Annotated in this window: 19 protein-coding genes; 10 read left to right on the top strand and 9 right to left on the bottom strand. The window is 70.6% G+C overall.

Annotated features, from left to right (window positions below):
* The first annotated feature begins 116 nt into the window (after positions 1 to 116).
* The 3 genes from ACIPXC_RS08395 to ACIPXC_RS08385 all read left to right on the top strand — a co-directional run bounded on the left by ACIPXC_RS08395 (position 117) and on the right by ACIPXC_RS08385 (position 3,210).
* Positions 117 to 809, top strand: coding sequence for a response regulator transcription factor (locus tag ACIPXC_RS08395; protein ID WP_401614975.1), 693 nt, complete (start codon positions 117 to 119; stop codon positions 807 to 809).
* Positions 810 to 924: 115 nt separating this feature from the next.
* On the top strand, positions 925 to 1,881 hold the full coding sequence (gene galE / locus ACIPXC_RS08390; protein ID WP_401614781.1) for a UDP-glucose 4-epimerase GalE: 957 nt from the start codon (positions 925 to 927) through the stop codon (positions 1,879 to 1,881).
* A gap of 561 nt (positions 1,882 to 2,442) precedes the next feature.
* Complete coding sequence (locus tag ACIPXC_RS08385; RefSeq protein WP_401614779.1) at positions 2,443 to 3,210, top strand: LuxR C-terminal-related transcriptional regulator; 768 nt, start codon at positions 2,443 to 2,445, stop codon at positions 3,208 to 3,210.
* Here the strand turns inward: ACIPXC_RS08385 and ACIPXC_RS08380 are convergent.
* Positions 3,169 to 3,666, bottom strand: coding sequence for a MarR family winged helix-turn-helix transcriptional regulator (locus ACIPXC_RS08380; RefSeq protein WP_030008906.1), 498 nt, complete (start codon positions 3,664 to 3,666; stop codon positions 3,169 to 3,171). The two genes, ACIPXC_RS08385 and ACIPXC_RS08380, sit on opposite strands and share 42 nt — an antisense overlap.
* A gap of 161 nt (positions 3,667 to 3,827) precedes the next feature.
* Here ACIPXC_RS08380 and ACIPXC_RS08375 point away from each other — a divergent pair, with 161 nt between their 5' ends.
* From ACIPXC_RS08375 to ACIPXC_RS08365, 3 genes are all read left to right on the top strand, one after another.
* Positions 3,828 to 4,685 carry a trans-aconitate 2-methyltransferase gene (locus ACIPXC_RS08375; protein WP_401614777.1) on the top strand — a complete coding sequence of 286 codons (858 nt, stop codon included), beginning with the start codon at positions 3,828 to 3,830 and terminating at the stop codon, positions 4,683 to 4,685.
* A 2-nt stretch (positions 4,686 to 4,687) separates the two neighbouring features.
* Positions 4,688 to 5,065, top strand: coding sequence for a VOC family protein (locus tag ACIPXC_RS08370; RefSeq protein ID WP_401614775.1), 378 nt, complete (start codon positions 4,688 to 4,690; stop codon positions 5,063 to 5,065).
* 187 nt (positions 5,066 to 5,252) lie between these two features.
* Positions 5,253 to 6,143, top strand: coding sequence for a phosphotransferase family protein (locus ACIPXC_RS08365; protein ID WP_401614773.1), 891 nt, complete (start codon positions 5,253 to 5,255; stop codon positions 6,141 to 6,143).
* Positions 6,144 to 6,149: 6 nt separating this feature from the next.
* Here the strand turns inward: ACIPXC_RS08365 and ACIPXC_RS08360 are convergent, their stop codons facing one another.
* Entirely contained in the window at positions 6,150 to 6,296 is a 147-nt protein-coding gene (locus ACIPXC_RS08360) for a hypothetical protein (RefSeq protein ID WP_401614771.1), read from the bottom strand.
* A 106-nt stretch (positions 6,297 to 6,402) separates the two neighbouring features.
* On the opposite strand from ACIPXC_RS08360, the gene ACIPXC_RS08355 reads away from it, so the two are divergent.
* Positions 6,403 to 6,723, top strand: a complete 321-nt coding sequence (locus ACIPXC_RS08355; protein WP_401614769.1) for a hypothetical protein — start codon at positions 6,403 to 6,405, stop codon at positions 6,721 to 6,723.
* Here ACIPXC_RS08355 and ACIPXC_RS08350 read toward each other — a convergent pair.
* The 5 genes from ACIPXC_RS08350 to ACIPXC_RS08330 all read right to left on the bottom strand — a co-directional run bounded on the left by ACIPXC_RS08350 (position 6,690) and on the right by ACIPXC_RS08330 (position 8,399).
* The gene (locus ACIPXC_RS08350; protein ID WP_401614767.1) at positions 6,690 to 7,271 is read right to left on the bottom strand and encodes a hypothetical protein; all 582 of its coding nucleotides are present in this window, start codon (positions 7,269 to 7,271) and stop codon (positions 6,690 to 6,692) included. The two genes, ACIPXC_RS08355 and ACIPXC_RS08350, sit on opposite strands and share 34 nt — an antisense overlap.
* Positions 7,272 to 7,350: 79 nt before the next feature.
* Positions 7,351 to 7,530, bottom strand: a complete 180-nt coding sequence (locus ACIPXC_RS08345; protein WP_364860246.1) for a hypothetical protein — start codon at positions 7,528 to 7,530, stop codon at positions 7,351 to 7,353.
* Positions 7,531 to 7,642: 112 nt separating this feature from the next.
* Positions 7,643 to 7,966, bottom strand: coding sequence for a hypothetical protein (locus tag ACIPXC_RS08340; RefSeq protein ID WP_401614765.1), 324 nt, complete (start codon positions 7,964 to 7,966; stop codon positions 7,643 to 7,645).
* Positions 7,963 to 8,187: a hypothetical protein gene (locus tag ACIPXC_RS08335; protein WP_401614763.1), complete on the bottom strand. Its 225-nt coding sequence runs from the start codon at positions 8,185 to 8,187 to the stop codon at positions 7,963 to 7,965. The genes ACIPXC_RS08340 and ACIPXC_RS08335 overlap by 4 nt, the downstream gene beginning before the upstream one ends.
* Before the next feature lie 5 nt (positions 8,188 to 8,192).
* Positions 8,193 to 8,399 carry a hypothetical protein gene (locus ACIPXC_RS08330; protein ID WP_401614761.1) on the bottom strand — a complete coding sequence of 69 codons (207 nt, stop codon included), beginning with the start codon at positions 8,397 to 8,399 and terminating at the stop codon, positions 8,193 to 8,195.
* 169 nt (positions 8,400 to 8,568) lie between these two features.
* On the opposite strand from ACIPXC_RS08330, the gene ACIPXC_RS08325 reads away from it, so the two are divergent.
* Positions 8,569 to 9,348 carry an aminotransferase class IV family protein gene (locus ACIPXC_RS08325; RefSeq protein ID WP_401614759.1) on the top strand — a complete coding sequence of 260 codons (780 nt, stop codon included), beginning with the start codon at positions 8,569 to 8,571 and terminating at the stop codon, positions 9,346 to 9,348.
* Positions 9,349 to 9,417: 69 nt separating this feature from the next.
* The gene (locus ACIPXC_RS08320) at positions 9,418 to 10,275 is read left to right on the top strand and encodes an SUMF1/EgtB/PvdO family nonheme iron enzyme (RefSeq protein ID WP_401614757.1); all 858 of its coding nucleotides are present in this window, start codon (positions 9,418 to 9,420) and stop codon (positions 10,273 to 10,275) included.
* Positions 10,276 to 10,347: 72 nt separating this feature from the next.
* Here the strand turns inward: ACIPXC_RS08320 and ACIPXC_RS08315 are convergent, their stop codons facing one another.
* Both ACIPXC_RS08315 and ACIPXC_RS08310 read right to left on the bottom strand, forming a co-directional pair.
* A complete protein-coding gene (locus ACIPXC_RS08315) occupies positions 10,348 to 11,016 on the bottom strand; it encodes a TetR/AcrR family transcriptional regulator (RefSeq protein ID WP_235439194.1) in 669 nt (222 codons plus the stop codon).
* Complete coding sequence (locus tag ACIPXC_RS08310) at positions 11,016 to 11,996, bottom strand: acyl-CoA desaturase (protein WP_401614755.1); 981 nt, start codon at positions 11,994 to 11,996, stop codon at positions 11,016 to 11,018. The genes ACIPXC_RS08315 and ACIPXC_RS08310 overlap by 1 nt, the downstream gene beginning before the upstream one ends.
* Positions 11,997 to 12,370: 374 nt before the next feature.
* On the opposite strand from ACIPXC_RS08310, the gene ppc reads away from it, so the two are divergent.
* Positions 12,371 to 15,139: a phosphoenolpyruvate carboxylase gene (gene ppc / locus ACIPXC_RS08305; protein WP_401614753.1), complete on the top strand. Its 2,769-nt coding sequence runs from the start codon at positions 12,371 to 12,373 to the stop codon at positions 15,137 to 15,139.
* Positions 15,140 to 15,188 lie beyond the last annotated feature (49 nt).

Here is a 15,188-nt window from a genome sequence, read left to right as displayed (position 1 = left end):
CGCACGAAGCCCCCGAACGGTCCGTACCGATCGGGGGCTTCTGCGCGGTATCCCCCTCGCGCCGTCGAACAAGCGTGTACCTTGCCGGGTCAGAAGGATGGGGGGTGGGTTCCTCAATGGGCGTACGCGTCGTGGTGGTCGACGACCACCGGCTGCTGGCCGAGGCACTGGCCTCTGCCCTGAAACTGCGCGGCCACCGGGTCCTGGCCGCCGCGGCCCCGGCGGCGGGCGCCGCCGAGCTCGTCATCGGCCGTGCCCCGGAGGTCTGCCTCCTCGGCACCGCCAACCCCGCCGAGCCCGGAGTCTTCGAACCGGTCGTCCGCATCAAACGGGAGCGCCCGCAGATCGCCGTGGTCGTCCTCGGCCCCGTCCCCAGCCCGCGCGGGATCGCCGCCGCCTTCGCCGCCGGCGCCTCCGGGTACGTACGCCAGGACGAGCGCATCGAGGGGGTGGAGCGGGCGCTGGCCAAGGCACGGGCCGGAGAGGCGGCGATCGCCCCGCAACTGCTCCAGGGAGCCTTCTCGGAGCTCCTCAACCCGGCCGTCCAGCCCGACGACGAAGGCAGCCGGCTGCTGCGGCTGCTGACCCCGCGCGAGGTGGAGGTGCTCGTACGGGTCGCCGAGGGCGAGGACACCCGCCTGATCGCCGCGGGCATGGCGATCGCGCCCAGCACCGCCCGCACCCACGTACAGCGGGTCCTGATGAAGCTGGGCGTCGGCTCGCGGCTGGAAGCGGCCGCGCTGGCCGCCCGTACCGGCCTGCTGGACCGCGCCCTGCCTGGACCCGCGTCCCCCGGGCCGCAGGGCTGACGGGAGGCGGGCGGCCGGGGGCCGCCGATTTCCCCCGCGGCGCCGCATCGGGTAAGCCAGTGCCCAAACACGCGCACCCGCACGCGCGTGATCCCCCGCGAGAGGCAGTAGGCGAGTGAGCAAGTACCTGGTAACCGGTGGCGCCGGATACGTCGGCAGCGTGGTCGCGGCCCACCTCCTGGAGGCCGGCCACGAGGTCACCGTCCTCGACGACCTCAGCACCGGCTTCCGCGTCGGCGTCCCCGAAGGCGCCACCTTCGTCGAGGGCCGCATCCAGGACGCCGCCCGCCACATCGACTCCTCCTACGACGCCGTGCTGCACTTCGCCGCCTCCTCGCAGGTCGGCGAGTCCGTGGTGAACCCCGGCAAGTACTGGGAGAACAACGTCGGCGGCACCCTCGCGCTGCTCGCCGCGATGCGCGAGGCCGGCGTGCGCAGGCTCGTCTTCTCCTCCACCGCCGCCACCTACGGCGAGCCGACCGAGGGCCTGCTCACCGAAGCCTCGGTGACCGCGCCGACCAACCCCTACGGCGCCTCGAAGCTGGCCGTCGACCACATGATCGCGGGGGAGTGCGTCGCGCACGGCCTGGCCGCGGTGTCCCTGCGCTACTTCAACGTGGCCGGCGCCTACGGAGCCTTCGGCGAGCGCCACAGCCCCGAGACGCACCTGATCCCGCTGGTCCTCCAGGTCGCCCTCGGCGAGCGCGAGTCGATCTCCGTGTTCGGCGAGGACTACCCCACCCCGGACGGCACCTGCGTACGCGACTACATCCACGTCGCCGACCTCGCCGAGGCCCACCTGGCCGCCCTGCGGGCCGCCACCGCCGGGGAACACCTGATCTGCAACCTGGGCAACGGCAGCGGGTTCTCCGTGCGCGAGGTCATCGAGACCGTCCGCAAGGTCACCGGCCGGGAGATCCCCGAGGTCGTCGCCCCGCGCCGGGCCGGCGACCCGGCGATGCTCGTCGCCTCCGCCCGCACGGCCCACGAGCGCCTCGGCTGGACCCCGAACCGCCCGGACCTCACCGGCATCATCCAGGACGCCTGGAACTTCGCCCGCGCCGCTTCGTAGGGCTCCTTCGCCTCCGGGGCGCCTGTTGCCGGCTCGTGGGGGCGTACGTGCTCGGAAAGCCTCGTTCCTCGCCTTTCCTGCGCGCGTTCGCCCCCACTCCCCGTCGCGCCCCTTCGGCTCACTCGCCCGTGCAGCGGTTCCGGCGGGGGCGCGGGCGTGTGGGCCATGCGCCGCGGCCGGGCGCTGCGCGCGGGCGCCCGGCGTGCGTACGCCGGGTGAAATGCCCCCCGTGCAACTGCCGATGGCACGCGCCCGCGCGCAAGACGTCCCACAGGGCCCCGATTCAGGCGACTTCAAGCCACACCCGAGCCCCTTCGGAACGCACACTCCCGAAATCCCCAGGGAAAACTTCTGCTATTCGGCCAACTGCGAGCCGCCCCCCGCCCTACGCTGATGCGTGACACCGGTGGGGGCCGGTGTTGATTCAGGGGTCGAGACACGTCGGGTACGGCGTCCGGTCCGGGGTAGTGCAGATATGTCTCGGCGGCGGCCGGGGGCTGCGGATCGCCCGGTCCTGGCGCCGTACCCGCCGTCGTCCGTTCCCCTACCCTTGGGGGTTTTGTGGTTCGTATCCGGGTTCTCGTCGTCGACGATCACCGCATCTTCGCCGAATCGCTCGCAGCCGCGCTCGCGGCCGAGCCGGACGTGGACGTGTCCGCGGCCGGCAGCGGCCCCGCCGCGCTGCGCTGCCTCGAACGCGCGGCGGCCGAGGGCCGCCGCTTCGACGTCCTGCTGGTCGACGCCGACCTCGGCGCGGTCACCGGGGCCGTGCCCGCCCAGCGGGAGCCGGGGGCGGGGCCGCCACCGCCCGGCTCGGACGGGATCGCGCTGGTGGCCGGGGTGCGGGCGGCCCAGCCAGGGGTCCGTACGGTCGTCCTCGCCGAGCGCGACGACCCGCGCCGGGCCGCCCTCGCCCTGCAGGCGGGGGCCTCGGGCTGGGTGGCCAAGGACTGCTCGCTCTCGCGGCTGCTCGCCGTCGTCCGCGGGGTCCTGCGGGAGGAGACCCACCTCCCGCCCGCGCTGCTCACCGGAGTGCTCCGGGAGCTGACCGCGGCGCGCAAGCACCGTACGGACAGTGAGCGGCTCGTGGAGTCGCTCACCCCGCGCGAGCACGAGGTGCTGCGCTGCATGGTGGCGGGGCTGGGCCGCAAGGACGTGGCGGCGCGGCTGTTCCTGTCCCCGCACACGGTCCGCACCCACATGCAGAACGTGCTGGGCAAGCTCGGCGTGCACTCCACGCTGGCCGCGGTGGCGCTGGCCCGGCGGGCCGGCGTACGACCCGCCGACCTAGCCGGGGATGTTGTCGAACGGAGCGGTCAACTGGCGTAGCAGCCCGGCGAGATCACCGCGCTGGCTCTGCGAGAGCTGGGCCAGGATCGCCCGTTCCTGGGCGAGCAGCCCGGCGAGGGCCTGGTCGGCGCGGTCCCGGCCCTCGGGGGTGAGCCGCACCAGGACCCCGCGGCGGTCGTTGGGGTCCGGGAGCCGTTCGACGAGGCCCTTCTTGGCGAGCCGGTCGATGCGGTTGGTCATGGTGCCGGAGGTGACCAGGGTCTGGGTCAGCAACTGGCCGGGGGAGAGCTGGTAGGGGGCGCCGGCGCGACGCAGCGACGTCAGGACGTCGAACTCCCAGGGCTCCAGGCCGTGCTCGGAGAAGGCCAGCCTGCGGGCGCGGTCGAGATGGCGCGCGAGCCTGCTGACGCGGCTCAGTACCTCGAGCGGTTCCACGTCGAGGTCAGGGCGCTCCCGCCGCCATGCCGCCACCAGTCGGTCGACCTCGTCCTCCATGCCGATCAGTGTAAGGGGTCTGTCGATGTGAAGTCTCTTCATCCCGAGTATCTTGATTACGAGTATCTTGACATCGAGATATAAATGGAGGGAGCATGGGGCATGGAGGGGGCCGGAACGGATTCCGCTTCCGATCGCCCCGCCAGCAGGGAGGCTCGAACATGTATTCCGATACCGCGCGTGCAGGGACCCCCACGTCCACCGCGCCCTCCGCACCCACCTGGGATCCCCAGCAGTACCTCCGGCATGCGGGCCATCGCACACGGCCCTTCCTCGACCTGCTCACCCGCATACCCGAACTCCCCACCAGCCCCGCCCGCATCGCCGACCTCGGCTGTGGCCCCGGCAACGTCACCGAGCTCCTCACCACCCGCTGGTCCGAGGCCGCCATCACCGGCTTCGACCTCTCTCCCGAGATGCTCCAGCGCGCCACCGAGCAGTACGCCGGCCCCACCGCCGGCGGAGGCAGCCTCGACTTCCGCCACGGAGACATCGCCGGCTGGCTCCCCGAGGAGCCCTACGACCTGATCGTCTCCAACGCCGCCCTGCAGTGGGTCCCCAGCCACCCCGGCTCCTTCGGCGCCTGGATCAACGGCCTGCGCCCCGGCGGCACCCTCGCCTTCCAGATCCCGGGCAACTTCACCGCCCCCAGCCACGCCCTCCTCGCGCAGCTCTGCGACGCCCCGCGCTGGCGCTCCCGCCTCGTCGGCCACGGCGCCCGCTACATCCACCTCCTCGAACCCGCCGAATACCTCGCCCGGTTCACCGAACTCGGCTGCACCGCGGACGTCTGGGAGACCACCTACCACCAGCTCCTCCAGGGCCCCGACCCCGTGCTCGACTGGGTCAAGGGCACCGCGCTGCGGCCCGTCCTCACCGCCCTCGGCGACGACCGGGAAGCCGTCGACGCCTTCCTCACCGAATACCGCGACCTGCTGCGCGCGGCCTACCCGAGCGGGCCGCGCGGAACCGTCTTCCCCTTCCGAAGGATCTTCGCCGTAGCCCGCAAGGAGGCCTGACCGTGCTCACCGCAGTCGACCACGTCCAACTCGCCGCACCGCCCGACTCCGAGGACCGCCTCCGCGCCTACTACACCGGCGTCCTGGGCATGACCGAGATCCCCAAACCGCCCGTCCTCGCCGCCCGCGGAGGATGCTGGTTCGCCGCCGGATCCGTACAACTGCACCTCGGCGTCGAGGACGACTTCCGGCCCGCCCGCAAGGCCCACCCCGGACTACGGGTGACCGGCATCGCGGCATACGCGCAAAGACTGAAGGAGAAGGGCGCCGAGGTCGTCTGGGACGAGAACCTCCCCGGCCACCACCGCTTCTACTCCGAGGACCCCGTCGGCAACCGGCTCGAATTCCTGGAGCCGCACGAGGCGGAGCCTGCCCGCTAGCCCCCGCGACATGACGGCGCCCCGCCACCGGAACAGGTGGGAGGCGGGGCGTTCGTGTGCCGTGTGGGGTAAACCGCGGGGCTCTGCAGGGCAGGGAGCGCTACCGTACGGGACAAACATGGACTTCGGGGAGCAGCGAATGACCGTAACGTCAGTCCGGCCCGAGTGGGGTTCACTTCATAGCGACGTGCGGTCGTACGTGGAGCGCCGGCTCGCTGCGCGTGTCGTCGAGGCGATTCCGTGCGGGGGCGGCTTCACACCGGGTGTCGCGTCCCGGCTGCGGCTGAATGACGGCCGTCGGGTCTTCCTCAAGGGAATGGATGCCGAGCACCCCTTCGCCTCGCAGTACGGGGATGAGGTGGCCGTGACCTCCGTTCTCCCTGAGGGTGTCGGGCCGCGTGTGGTGTGGTCGGCCGATCCCGATGAGTCCGGTGGCTGGTGGTGGCTGTGCCTTGAGGACATCCCTGGGACAGTGCCCGTGCTGGCCCCGGGCTCCGCGGATACGGACATGGCGCTGGCGGCCGTCGAGCAGGCCGGGAAGCTGCTGACTCCCTCGCCGCTGGACGGCGCGAAGCCCATCGCGGACCTGGTCGGACGGTGGCTTACCGGATGGTCGACTCTGTCCTCGCAAACCCTGGAAGACCTCGACCCGTGGGCAGCGCGGCACCTGGAGGCCCTGGCGGCGATCGAGCAGGACTGGCAGCAGGGGGCCGCAGGAAGCACGCTGCTGCACTGGGATCTGCGGCCGGACAACATGCTGCGCCGTGAGGAGGGGACGGTCGTCATCATCGACTGGTCGTATCAGAATCAGGGTGCGGCCTGGATCGACCCTGCCGTGCTGGTGCCGTACTTGATTCTCGACGGGCACACCGCAGCTGAGGCCGAGGCCGCAGTGGCCCATCTTCCTCAGCCGGAGAATCCCCAGACGCTGACCGCGTTCGCCGCCGGCCTTGGCGGGTACTGGGAGAAGTCCTCTCGCCTGCCCGCTCCTCCCGGGGTCCCCTTCCTCCGAGCCCACCAGGTCCGGGCCGCTGAAGCTGCGCGTACGTGGCTGCGGCACCGGACCGGGTGGGAGTGACGGGCCTTACCCGTAAGGGCCTTTGTCGTGCCGGCCGAGGAAGCGGGCGAGGCGGACGGAGGCCCCTTCAAGGACACCGTCCGGAAGCCGGTAGCCGATGAAGGGGTAGAAGCGCTGGCTGATGAACCGGCGGCCGTACGCGGTGGTGAGCACGTACCGGGTGCGGTCGGACCGGTTCGGTGCGCCGCGGTGCCACGTCTGGCTGTTGGTTGACGATGCCCTTTCCCGGCGGGATGCGGAGTGCGTTCTGGGAGATCACGTGGCAGTCCGGCCCCAGGATCGTTTCAACCAAGGACACCAGCGGCTCCGCTGTGATCACGTCGCGGAACGCCTGGTCGTGCTCGAACATGGGCATCAGGCTGACGTCCCCGCGTACGAGGTCACGTTCCGGATCAGCGGCGTGGACCTGCGGGTCCTGGTAGTGGTGCTCGACCAGCACCCGCAGATGTTCGGCCGCATCCGCGGGCACGGCGGACGGCAGGATCACGAATCCGTCCAGGTGGAACGCCTTGGCGGCTCCCGCGAGATCGTGCGGCCTGTCCACCGCTACCGGCCGGTGGGCACGGGGATGTCGGCGTAGTCCTCTTCCGGGACCTCGGGCGCCATGTGCTCGGCGCCCAACCAGATGCGCCTGCCGAACTCCTGGTACGGCTGGGTGTTGAGGATGAACGAGTGCCAGACCATGTCGACCGGGCCCGAGGGGGCGTTGTGCTCCTTCGGGTAGAGCATCGTCAGCGCCACGTACTGACGGAACTCCTCGATCAGCGGGATCGCGTACTTGTGGAAGAAGTAGTTCCGGAACGCGACGGCCTTATCGTCGGCGACGCCCTCGAAGGTGCCTTCCGAGCGGTTGAACACGAGCCACTGCTTCATGACCTCGGCGGCCCAGTGACGACAGTGGCTGTCCCACTGGCCGAACCACAGCAGGAGCGGCAGTACCTGCTCGTTGTCGAACAGGCGGCCGTCCCGCAGGAGCCTGCGCGGGCTCATGCCCAGCAGCAGGAACCCCATGTCGTACTCCTCCAGCATGCGCAGGCGCTCGCGCAGGCCATCGTCCATGTCGGGCATGGCCGCGAGGCACTTGTCGAGAATCGCTCCCGGTTCGGCCACCAGCTTGATCTTGTCCACGTGCACTCTCCGTCTTCTGTGGGAGGCCGGGTACCGCGTACAGCACCCGGCCTCGGTTCACTGGGTGTGCGGGGCCGTCTTACACGGTGGCGCTGATCGCCGGCGTGACGCTGTAGCAGTCGGAGCACGTCTCCTCGCCGGACGGCCAGTGCCGGTCGTCGCGGACACCGAACACGTCGGCCATGCGCTGCTTGGTCTGGTGGTAGATCGGCGCGTATCCCTCGGCGGTGATTTCGTTCGACGGAACGTGACCTCGCATTGTGTGCGTCCTCTCGGTCGTCGCTCGGTGGGCCGCCGGGAAAGGGCTCCCCGGCGTCTTTCTCCACCCGGCCCCGTGATGTGGGTGGGGCGGGCGGAAGTCTCGTGGTGGATCAGCAGGTCACCGCGGCGTCGCCACGCAGTGCTGCGAGCACCCGGGTCAGCAGCGCCACGCCCGGTTCCCGGGCTTCGACAGCCGCCCGTCCTTCTTCGTGCCACTGGTTCAGGGCGCGGCGCCATGCCTGCTCGGCGCGCACGGCTTCGGCTCTGATCTCGGCCATGACCCGCTCGGCGTCGAGGGCGAGGTGGACGAGATCAACCGGTGTCAGCCGCACCGCCAGGCGGTCATCCTCGACGCGGACGCCGTCGAGCGTCATTTCCACGCTGCGACTCGGGTCGCCAGCCAGTTCGGTCTCGTCCAGCAGGCGCAGCCTCACGGCGGTCCCGCTTCCCGTACGGCCCCGGGAAGGACGGTCCACTCCACCCCGCCGCCCTCGGGCCGCAGAAACACCGCGTTGTGGATGTGTCGACGGGTGGAAGGCTCCTCGAAGTCGCCGATGAACTGCACGACGCCCTCGGTGTCGCGGCCGGGGTCGTAGACCTTGGCGCCCTCGTGGAGCCACTCCGGCAGGTTCTGGTGGGACGCGGGGCGGGGCACGGCGATCACTCCTCGCCCGCCGAGGCGGTGTGGGTGTGCAAGGCGCCGATCCTGCTCTCGCTGCCCTTGGCCCGCTCGATCAGGGCCGGGGAAGGCTGTCCGTACGGCGCGGAAATGTTGGAGCCGACGGCGAAGGCGTCCCACGGGATCCGCTCGTCCGGCTGGTCTTCGAGCTGACGGGCCAGCGGGCGGCGCGGCAGGCGTTCGGTCACGGCGTTCTCCTCGGTCTGGAGGGGCGCCCCGGAGAGTCGGCGCTTCGGGGCGCAGTGACAAGTCAACGGCCGTGCGGACCCGTTGGGGAATGAAGTCTTGCTGAAGTTACGCGGATCGGATTGGCCTCTCTCGGCTGCCCGGTCGGCCCCAACTGCCAGACTGGCCAGCATGATGGAACTCAATGGCGCCCCCGCCGATCTTGAGGCCGTGAAGGCCCTGGCGCTGGTCAACTACGGGCACTTCACCTCGATGCGTGTCGATGACCAGCGGGTGCGGGGCCTGTCCCTGCACATGGAGCGGCTGCAACGCGACTGCCGCGCCGTCTTCGCCACCGAACTCGACATGGACCGCGTCCGTGAATGCGTACGCCGGGCGGTCGCCGGCCACGACGGTTCGTTCGTTGTTCGCGTCAGCATCTTCGACCCGGCCCTGGACATGGGTCACCCCTCGTCGGCTGCCACCCCGCATGTCCTGGTGACCAGCCGGCCGACGGGTCAGCTTCCGATGCCGCCCATGAGGGTCCAGGCGGTTCCGTACGTGCGCGACGTCCCGGCGGTGAAGCACATCGGTCTCTTCGGCGCCCTCCATGCCCGCCGGGCGGCGCAGCTCGACGGTTTCGACGACGCGCTGTTCTACGGGCCGGATGACCTGATCTCCGAGGGCGGCACCTGGAACGTCGGCTTCATTGACAGAGAGGGATCCGTGATCTGGCCGAAGGCGGAAGTCCTGCCCGGGGTCACGATGGCGCTCCTCCAGCAGCAGCACGAGCACACGGTCACACACGTCACGCGCGAGGCCGCCCACGGGATGCAGGCCGCGTTCGCCACCAATACGAGCATCGGGGTGCGGGCCATCAGTACCATCGACTCCACACCGTTTCCCACCGAGCATCCGGTGCTGGCCGCCCTCCGCGAGGGGTACCAGGCCGCTCCCGGCGATCTCGTCTAACCGGGGCCGGGCATGGCGGTGGTGCGATGGACGGGGAGAGAAACGAGGGCCTTACGCACGGCCATGCGGATGACCGTCCGCCAGTTCGCTGTCCACATCGGGGTCAGCGACCGCATGGTGTCGAACTGGGAGGCTGGCGGTGTCGGCATTGCCCCGCGCCCCTCCAATCAGGCCGCGCTCGACACCGCGTTGTCCTGCGCGGGCACGGAAGCGCATGAGCGTTTCGCCTTCCTGATCACGGAGCAGGCCGCTGCGGCTGAAGACCAGCGTACGGAGATACTGCTGGCTGCCGATCCGCTCCAGTTCGTCCGGCATCCGGTCGACGGGAAGCTGATGGTGGAGGTTCCAGAGGGGATCTTCCTGGGGGGCGATGCCGGCTCGACGACGTGGCTCCCCGGGTTCCACCTGGATGTGTTCCCCACCACGAACGCCGACTACTTCCGCTTCGTGTCCGCCACCGGCTACCCGCCCCCGCAGCACTGGGAAGGGTCGCGGTACCCGGAGAGCATCTTCGACCACCCGGTGGTCTGGGTGACGTGGCGCGACGCTGCGGCCTACGCCGCGTGGGCAGGGAAGGCGCTTCCCAGCAGCACCCAGTGGGAGAAAGCTGCCCGAGGAACGAAGGGGAACATCTACCCCTGGGGCAACAACCCCACCGCGGCGAAGTGCAACGTCTCCGACTCCGGCATCGGGCACACCACCCCTGTCAGCCGCTACCAGAGCGGTGCAAGCCCGTTCGGGGCCTACGACCTGTGCGGCAATGTGTGGGAATGGTGCGCCACCGAGTCCTCCCAGGGGCGCCGGGAGTTGAAGGGGAGCGCATTCACCAGCCCCTTTGTGCGCGCCACGCCCGCAGCCTTCAACGATGCCTCCACCGGCATGTGCGACGAGGACACCGGCTTCCGCTGTGTCGCCGGGCATCTCTAATCCGAAGACGCGAAAGACCCCGTCACCGGATCACCGGTGACGGGGCGCCGTCGTACCGCCCGCGAACGGCGCCTAGCTCTTGCGGCGGCCCACCAGCTGCGGCTTCGACTCCAGCCCGTCCAGCCCGTGCCACGCCAGGTTCACCAGATGCGCCGCCACCTCGGCCTTCTTCGGCTTGCGCACGTCCAGCCACCACTGCCCCGTCAGCGCCACCATCCCGACCAGCGCCTGCGCGTACAGCGGGGCCAGCTTCGGATCGAAGCCCCGGGCCTTGAACTCCAGCCCCAGGATGTCCTCCACCTGCGTGGCGATGTCGCTGATCAGCGACGCGAACGTACCCGTCGACTGCGCGACCGGGGAATCCCGCACCAGGATCCGGAAACCGTCCGTGTACGACTCGATGTAGTCCAGCAGCGCGAACGCCGCCTGCTCCAGCAGCTCCCGAGGATGCCCGGCCGTCAACGCACCCGTCACCCCGTCCAGCAACTGACGCATCTCCCGGTCCACGACGACCGCGTACAGGCCCTCCTTGCCGCCGAAGTGCTCGTACACCACCGGCTTGGACACCCCGGCCTTCGCCGCGATCTCCTCCACCGACGTGCCCTCGAAACCCTTCTCCGCGAACAGGGTCCGGCCGATGTCCAGCAACTGCTGACGCCGCTCCGCGCCCGTCATCCGAACCCGGCGGCCACGCCTGGGCTTGTCGCTGCTGGTACCGCCGTCGATCGCCACGCCCCCCATCATGCCGCGTTCGGCCCGTTTTCCCTGCGCCGGGCGTCGATCCGGGCCGCCGACGGCCACCGCACGTCCGTCGCCCATCCCAGCCGCTCGAACCAGCGGATCAGCCGCGCACTGGAATCCACCTGCCCCCGCAGCACACCGTGCCGGGCCGACGTCGGATCCGCGTGGTGCAGGTTGTGCCACGACTCACCGCACGACAGCACCGCCAGCCACCACACGTTGCCCGACCGGTCCCGGGACTTGAACGGCCGCTTGCCCACCGCGTGACAGATCGAGTTGATCGACCACGTCACGTGGTGCAGCAGCGCCACCCGTACCAGGGAACCCCAGAAGAACGCCGTGAACGCCCCCCACCACGACATCGTCACCAGACCGCCCACCAGCGGCGGAACCGCCAGCGAGAAGATCGTCCACCAGATGAAGTCCCGCGAGATGCGCCGGATCGCCGGGTCCTTGATCAGATCCGGGGCGTACTTCTGCTGATCGGTCTGCTCCTCGTCGAACAGCCATCCGATGTGCGCCCACCACAGGCCCTTCATCAACGCCGGCACCGTCTCACCGAACCGCCACGGCGAATGCGGGTCGCCCTCGTGGTCCGAGAACTTGTGGTGCTTGCGGTGGTCCGCCACCCACCGCACCAGCGGACCCTCCACCGCCATCGAACCCATCACCGCGAGCACGATCCGCAGCGGCCGCTTCGCCTTGAAGGAACCATGCGTGAAGTAACGGTGGAAACCGATCGTGATCCCGTGGCAGGCCAGGAAGTACATGAACACCATCAGGCCCAGATCCAGCCAGCTCACCCCCCAGCCCCAGGCCAGCGGCACCGCCGCCAGCAGCGCCACGAAGGGAACGGTGATGAACAGCAGCAGGGCGACCTGCTCGATCGACCGCTTGTTCTCGCCGCCCAGCGTCGCGGACGGCACAGGAGTCTCGGAGGGCGCCGAGGCACCCTCGATCAGATCGGGGCTGGTGGTCATGGGTGTCCCCTGGGGGGTGAGGGAGGCAGGAGGGTTCGCCGGATCACCAGACCCTACGGGTCCGTAACCTACGGCAACGTAAGTATGGCAAAGCCCGGCCCCGGGACAAGAGGAGCACGACCACCACAACCGGAGTGCGCCCCCGCCCACCACCCGCCACCCCGGCCCCCGGCGACTCGGCCTGTGAGACGTTTGCCCAGGCACGGGCATCGGACACCTATCCTGTTCCCCGTCGGACAGCGCGGTCCGCACGGGCAGCCCGAGCCACACCTCAGGAGCGGCGGTCCCCCGGACGCCAGTCCGGCGGGTCCACGCCGCGCACGGCCGGGAGCCCACCGCCCAGTAGCGCTCGAACACTGCAAGGAGCCGCACCTGTGAGCAGTGCTGACAAGGCCCCCCTGGCCACCCAGCAGGCCCCCGTCACCCCGGCCGCCACCGCCAACGCGGAACTGCGCGCGGACATCCGCCGCCTCGGCGACCTCCTCGGGGAGACCCTCGTACGCCAGGAAGGCCAGGACCTGCTCGACCTCGTCGAACGCGTCCGCGCCCTCACCCGCACCGACGGAGAAGCCGCCGCCACCCTCCTCGGCGACACCGACCTGGAGACCGCCGCCAAGCTCGTGCGCGCCTTCTCCACCTACTTCCACCTCGCCAACATCACCGAGCAGGTCCACCGCGGCAAGGAACTGCGCGCCCACCGCGCCGCCGAGGGCGGGCTCCTCGCCCGCACCGCCGACATGCTCAAGGACGCCGACCCCGAGCACCTGCGCGAAACGGTCAAGAACCTCAACGTCCGCCCCGTCTTCACCGCACACCCCACCGAAGCCGCCCGCCGCAGCGTCCTCAACAAGCTGCGCCGCATCGCGGCCCTCCTGGAGGAGCCCGTCACCGGCGCCGGCGACCGCCGCCGCCACGACCTCCGCCTCGCCGAGAACATCGACCTCGTCTGGCAGACCGACGAACTGCGCGTCGTCCGCCCCGAGCCCGCCGACGAGGCCCGCAACGCCATCTACTACCTCGACGAACTCCACGCCGGCGCCGTCGGCGACGTCCTGGAGGACCTCGCCGCCGAACTGCGCCGCGTCGGCATCGAACTGCCCGCCGGCACCCGCCCCCTCACCTTCGGCACCTGGATCGGCGGCGACCGCGACGGCAACCCCAACGTCACCCCCGACGTCACCCGCGACGTGCTGATCCTCCAGCACGAACACGGCATCACCGACGCCCTCGAACTCGTCGACTTCCTGCGCGGCCTGCTGTCCAACTCCATCCGCTACACCGGAGCCACCGAGGAACTCCTCGCCTCCCTCCAGGCCGACCTCGAACGCCTCCCCGAGATCAGCCCCCGCTACAAGCGCCTCAACGCCGAGGAGCCCTACCGGCTCAAGGCCACCTGCATCCGCCAGAAGCTCCTCAACACCCGCGAGCGCCTCGCCAAGGGCATCCCCCACGAGGAAGGCCGCGACTACCTCGGCACCGCCGAACTCCTCACCGACCTCACCCTCCTCCAGACCTCCCTGCGCGAGCACCGCGGCGGCCTCTTCGCGGACGGCCACATGGACCGCACCATCCGCACCCTCGCCGCCTTCGGCCTCCAGCTCGCCACCATGGACGTACGCGAACACGCCGACGCCCACCACCACGCCCTCGGCCAGCTCTTCGACCGCCTCGGCGAGGAATCCTGGCGCTACGCCGACATGCCCCGCGACTACCGGCAGAAGCTCCTCGCCAAGGAACTCCGCTCCCGCCGCCCCCTGGCCCCCACCCCGGCCCCCCTCGACGCCGCCGGCGCCAAGACCCTCGGCGTCTTCGCCGCCGTCAAGGACGCCTTCGAGAAGTTCGGCCCCGAGGTCATCGAGTCCTACATCATCTCGATGTGCCAGGGCGCCGACGACGTCTTCGCCGCCGCCGTCCTCGCCCGCGAGGCCGGCCTCATCGACCTCCACGCAGGCTGGGCCAAGATCGGCATCGTCCCGCTCCTGGAGACCACCGACGAACTCCGCGCCGCCGACGTCATCCTCGACGACATGCTCGCCGACCCCTCCTACCGGCGCCTGGTCTCCCTCCGCGGCGACGTCCAGGAAGTCATGCTCGGCTACTCCGACTCCTCCAAGTTCGGCGGCATCACCACCAGCCAGTGGGAGATCCACCGCGCCCAGCGCCGCCTGCGCGACGTCGCCCACCGCTACGGCGTCCGCCTGCGCCTCTTCCACGGCCGCGGCGGCACCGTCGGCCGCGGCGGCGGCCCCTCCCACGACGCGATCCTCGCCCAGCCCTGGGGCACCCTCGAAGGCGAGATCAAGGTCACCGAACAGGGCGAGGTCATCTCCGACAAGTACCTCGTCCCCTCCCTCGCCCGCGAGAACCTCGAACTGACCGTCGCCGCCACCCTGCAGGCCTCCGCCCTGCACACCGCGCCCCGCCAGTCCGACGAGGCCCTCGCCCGCTGGGACGCGGCCATGGACACCGTCTCCGACGCCGCCCACGCCGCCTACCGCGAGCTCGTCGAAGACCCCGACCTGCCCGCCTACTTCTTCGCCGCCACCCCCGTCGACCAGCTCGCCGACCTCCACCTCGGCTCCCGGCCCTCCCGCCGCCCCGACTCCGGAGCCGGCCTCGACGGCCTGCGCGCCATCCCGTGGGTCTTCGGCTGGACCCAGTCCCGCCAGATCGTCCCCGGCTGGTACGGCGTCGGCTCCGGCCTCAAGGCCCTGCGCGAAGCCGGCCACGAGGACGCCCTCACCGAGATGGGCGAACGCTGGCACTTCTTCCGCAACTTCCTGTCCAACGTCGAGATGACACTGGCCAAGACCGACCTGCGGATCGCCCGCCACTACGTCGACACCCTCGTACCCGACCACCTCAAGCACGTCTTCGCCCGCATCCAGGCCGAACACGAGCTCACCGTCCGCGAGGTCCTGCGCATCACCGGAGGCGAGAAGCTCCTGGACTCCAACAAGGTCCTCCAGCAGACCTTCGCCGTCCGCGACGCCTACCTGGACCCCATCTCCTACCTCCAGGTCTCCCTCCTCGCCCGCCAGCGCGCGGCCGCAGCAGCCGGCGAACCCGCCGACCCGCTCCTCGGCCGCGCCCTGCTGCTCACCGTCAACGGTGTGGCGGCGGGCCTCCGCAACACCGGCTGACCCGCACGGTCGAACGAACGGCCGGTATCCGCGTCCGTCACACGATGTG

The organism is Streptomyces sp. NPDC090021, from assembly GCF_044748225.1.
In the GTDB taxonomy this organism is placed as follows: Bacteria; Actinomycetota; Actinomycetes; order Streptomycetales; family Streptomycetaceae; genus Streptomyces.
The sequence above is the reverse complement of the archived record's forward strand: the minus strand, read 5'-3'. Positions and strand labels throughout refer to the sequence as shown.

Bases quoted from the DNA above. Each gene is read 5' to 3' on its own strand.
- ACIPXC_RS08395 (WP_401614975.1), top strand. From the start codon at position 117: ATGGGCGTACGCGTCGTGGTGGTCGACGACCACCGGCTGCTGGCCGAG.
- ACIPXC_RS08380 (WP_030008906.1), bottom strand. From the start codon at position 3,666: ATGGAGGACGAGGTCGACCGACTGGTGGCGGCATGGCGGCGGGAGCGC.
- ACIPXC_RS08375 (WP_401614777.1), top strand. From the start codon at position 3,828: ATGTATTCCGATACCGCGCGTGCAGGGACCCCCACGTCCACCGCGCCC.
- ACIPXC_RS08345 (WP_364860246.1), bottom strand. From the start codon at position 7,530: ATGCGAGGTCACGTTCCGTCGAACGAAATCACCGCCGAGGGATACGCG.
- ACIPXC_RS08325 (WP_401614759.1), top strand. From the start codon at position 8,569: ATGATGGAACTCAATGGCGCCCCCGCCGATCTTGAGGCCGTGAAGGCC.
- ACIPXC_RS08320 (WP_401614757.1), top strand. From the start codon at position 9,418: ATGACCGTCCGCCAGTTCGCTGTCCACATCGGGGTCAGCGACCGCATG.
- ACIPXC_RS08315 (WP_235439194.1), bottom strand. From the start codon at position 11,016: ATGGGGGGCGTGGCGATCGACGGCGGTACCAGCAGCGACAAGCCCAGG.
- ACIPXC_RS08310 (WP_401614755.1), bottom strand. From the start codon at position 11,996: ATGACCACCAGCCCCGATCTGATCGAGGGTGCCTCGGCGCCCTCCGAG.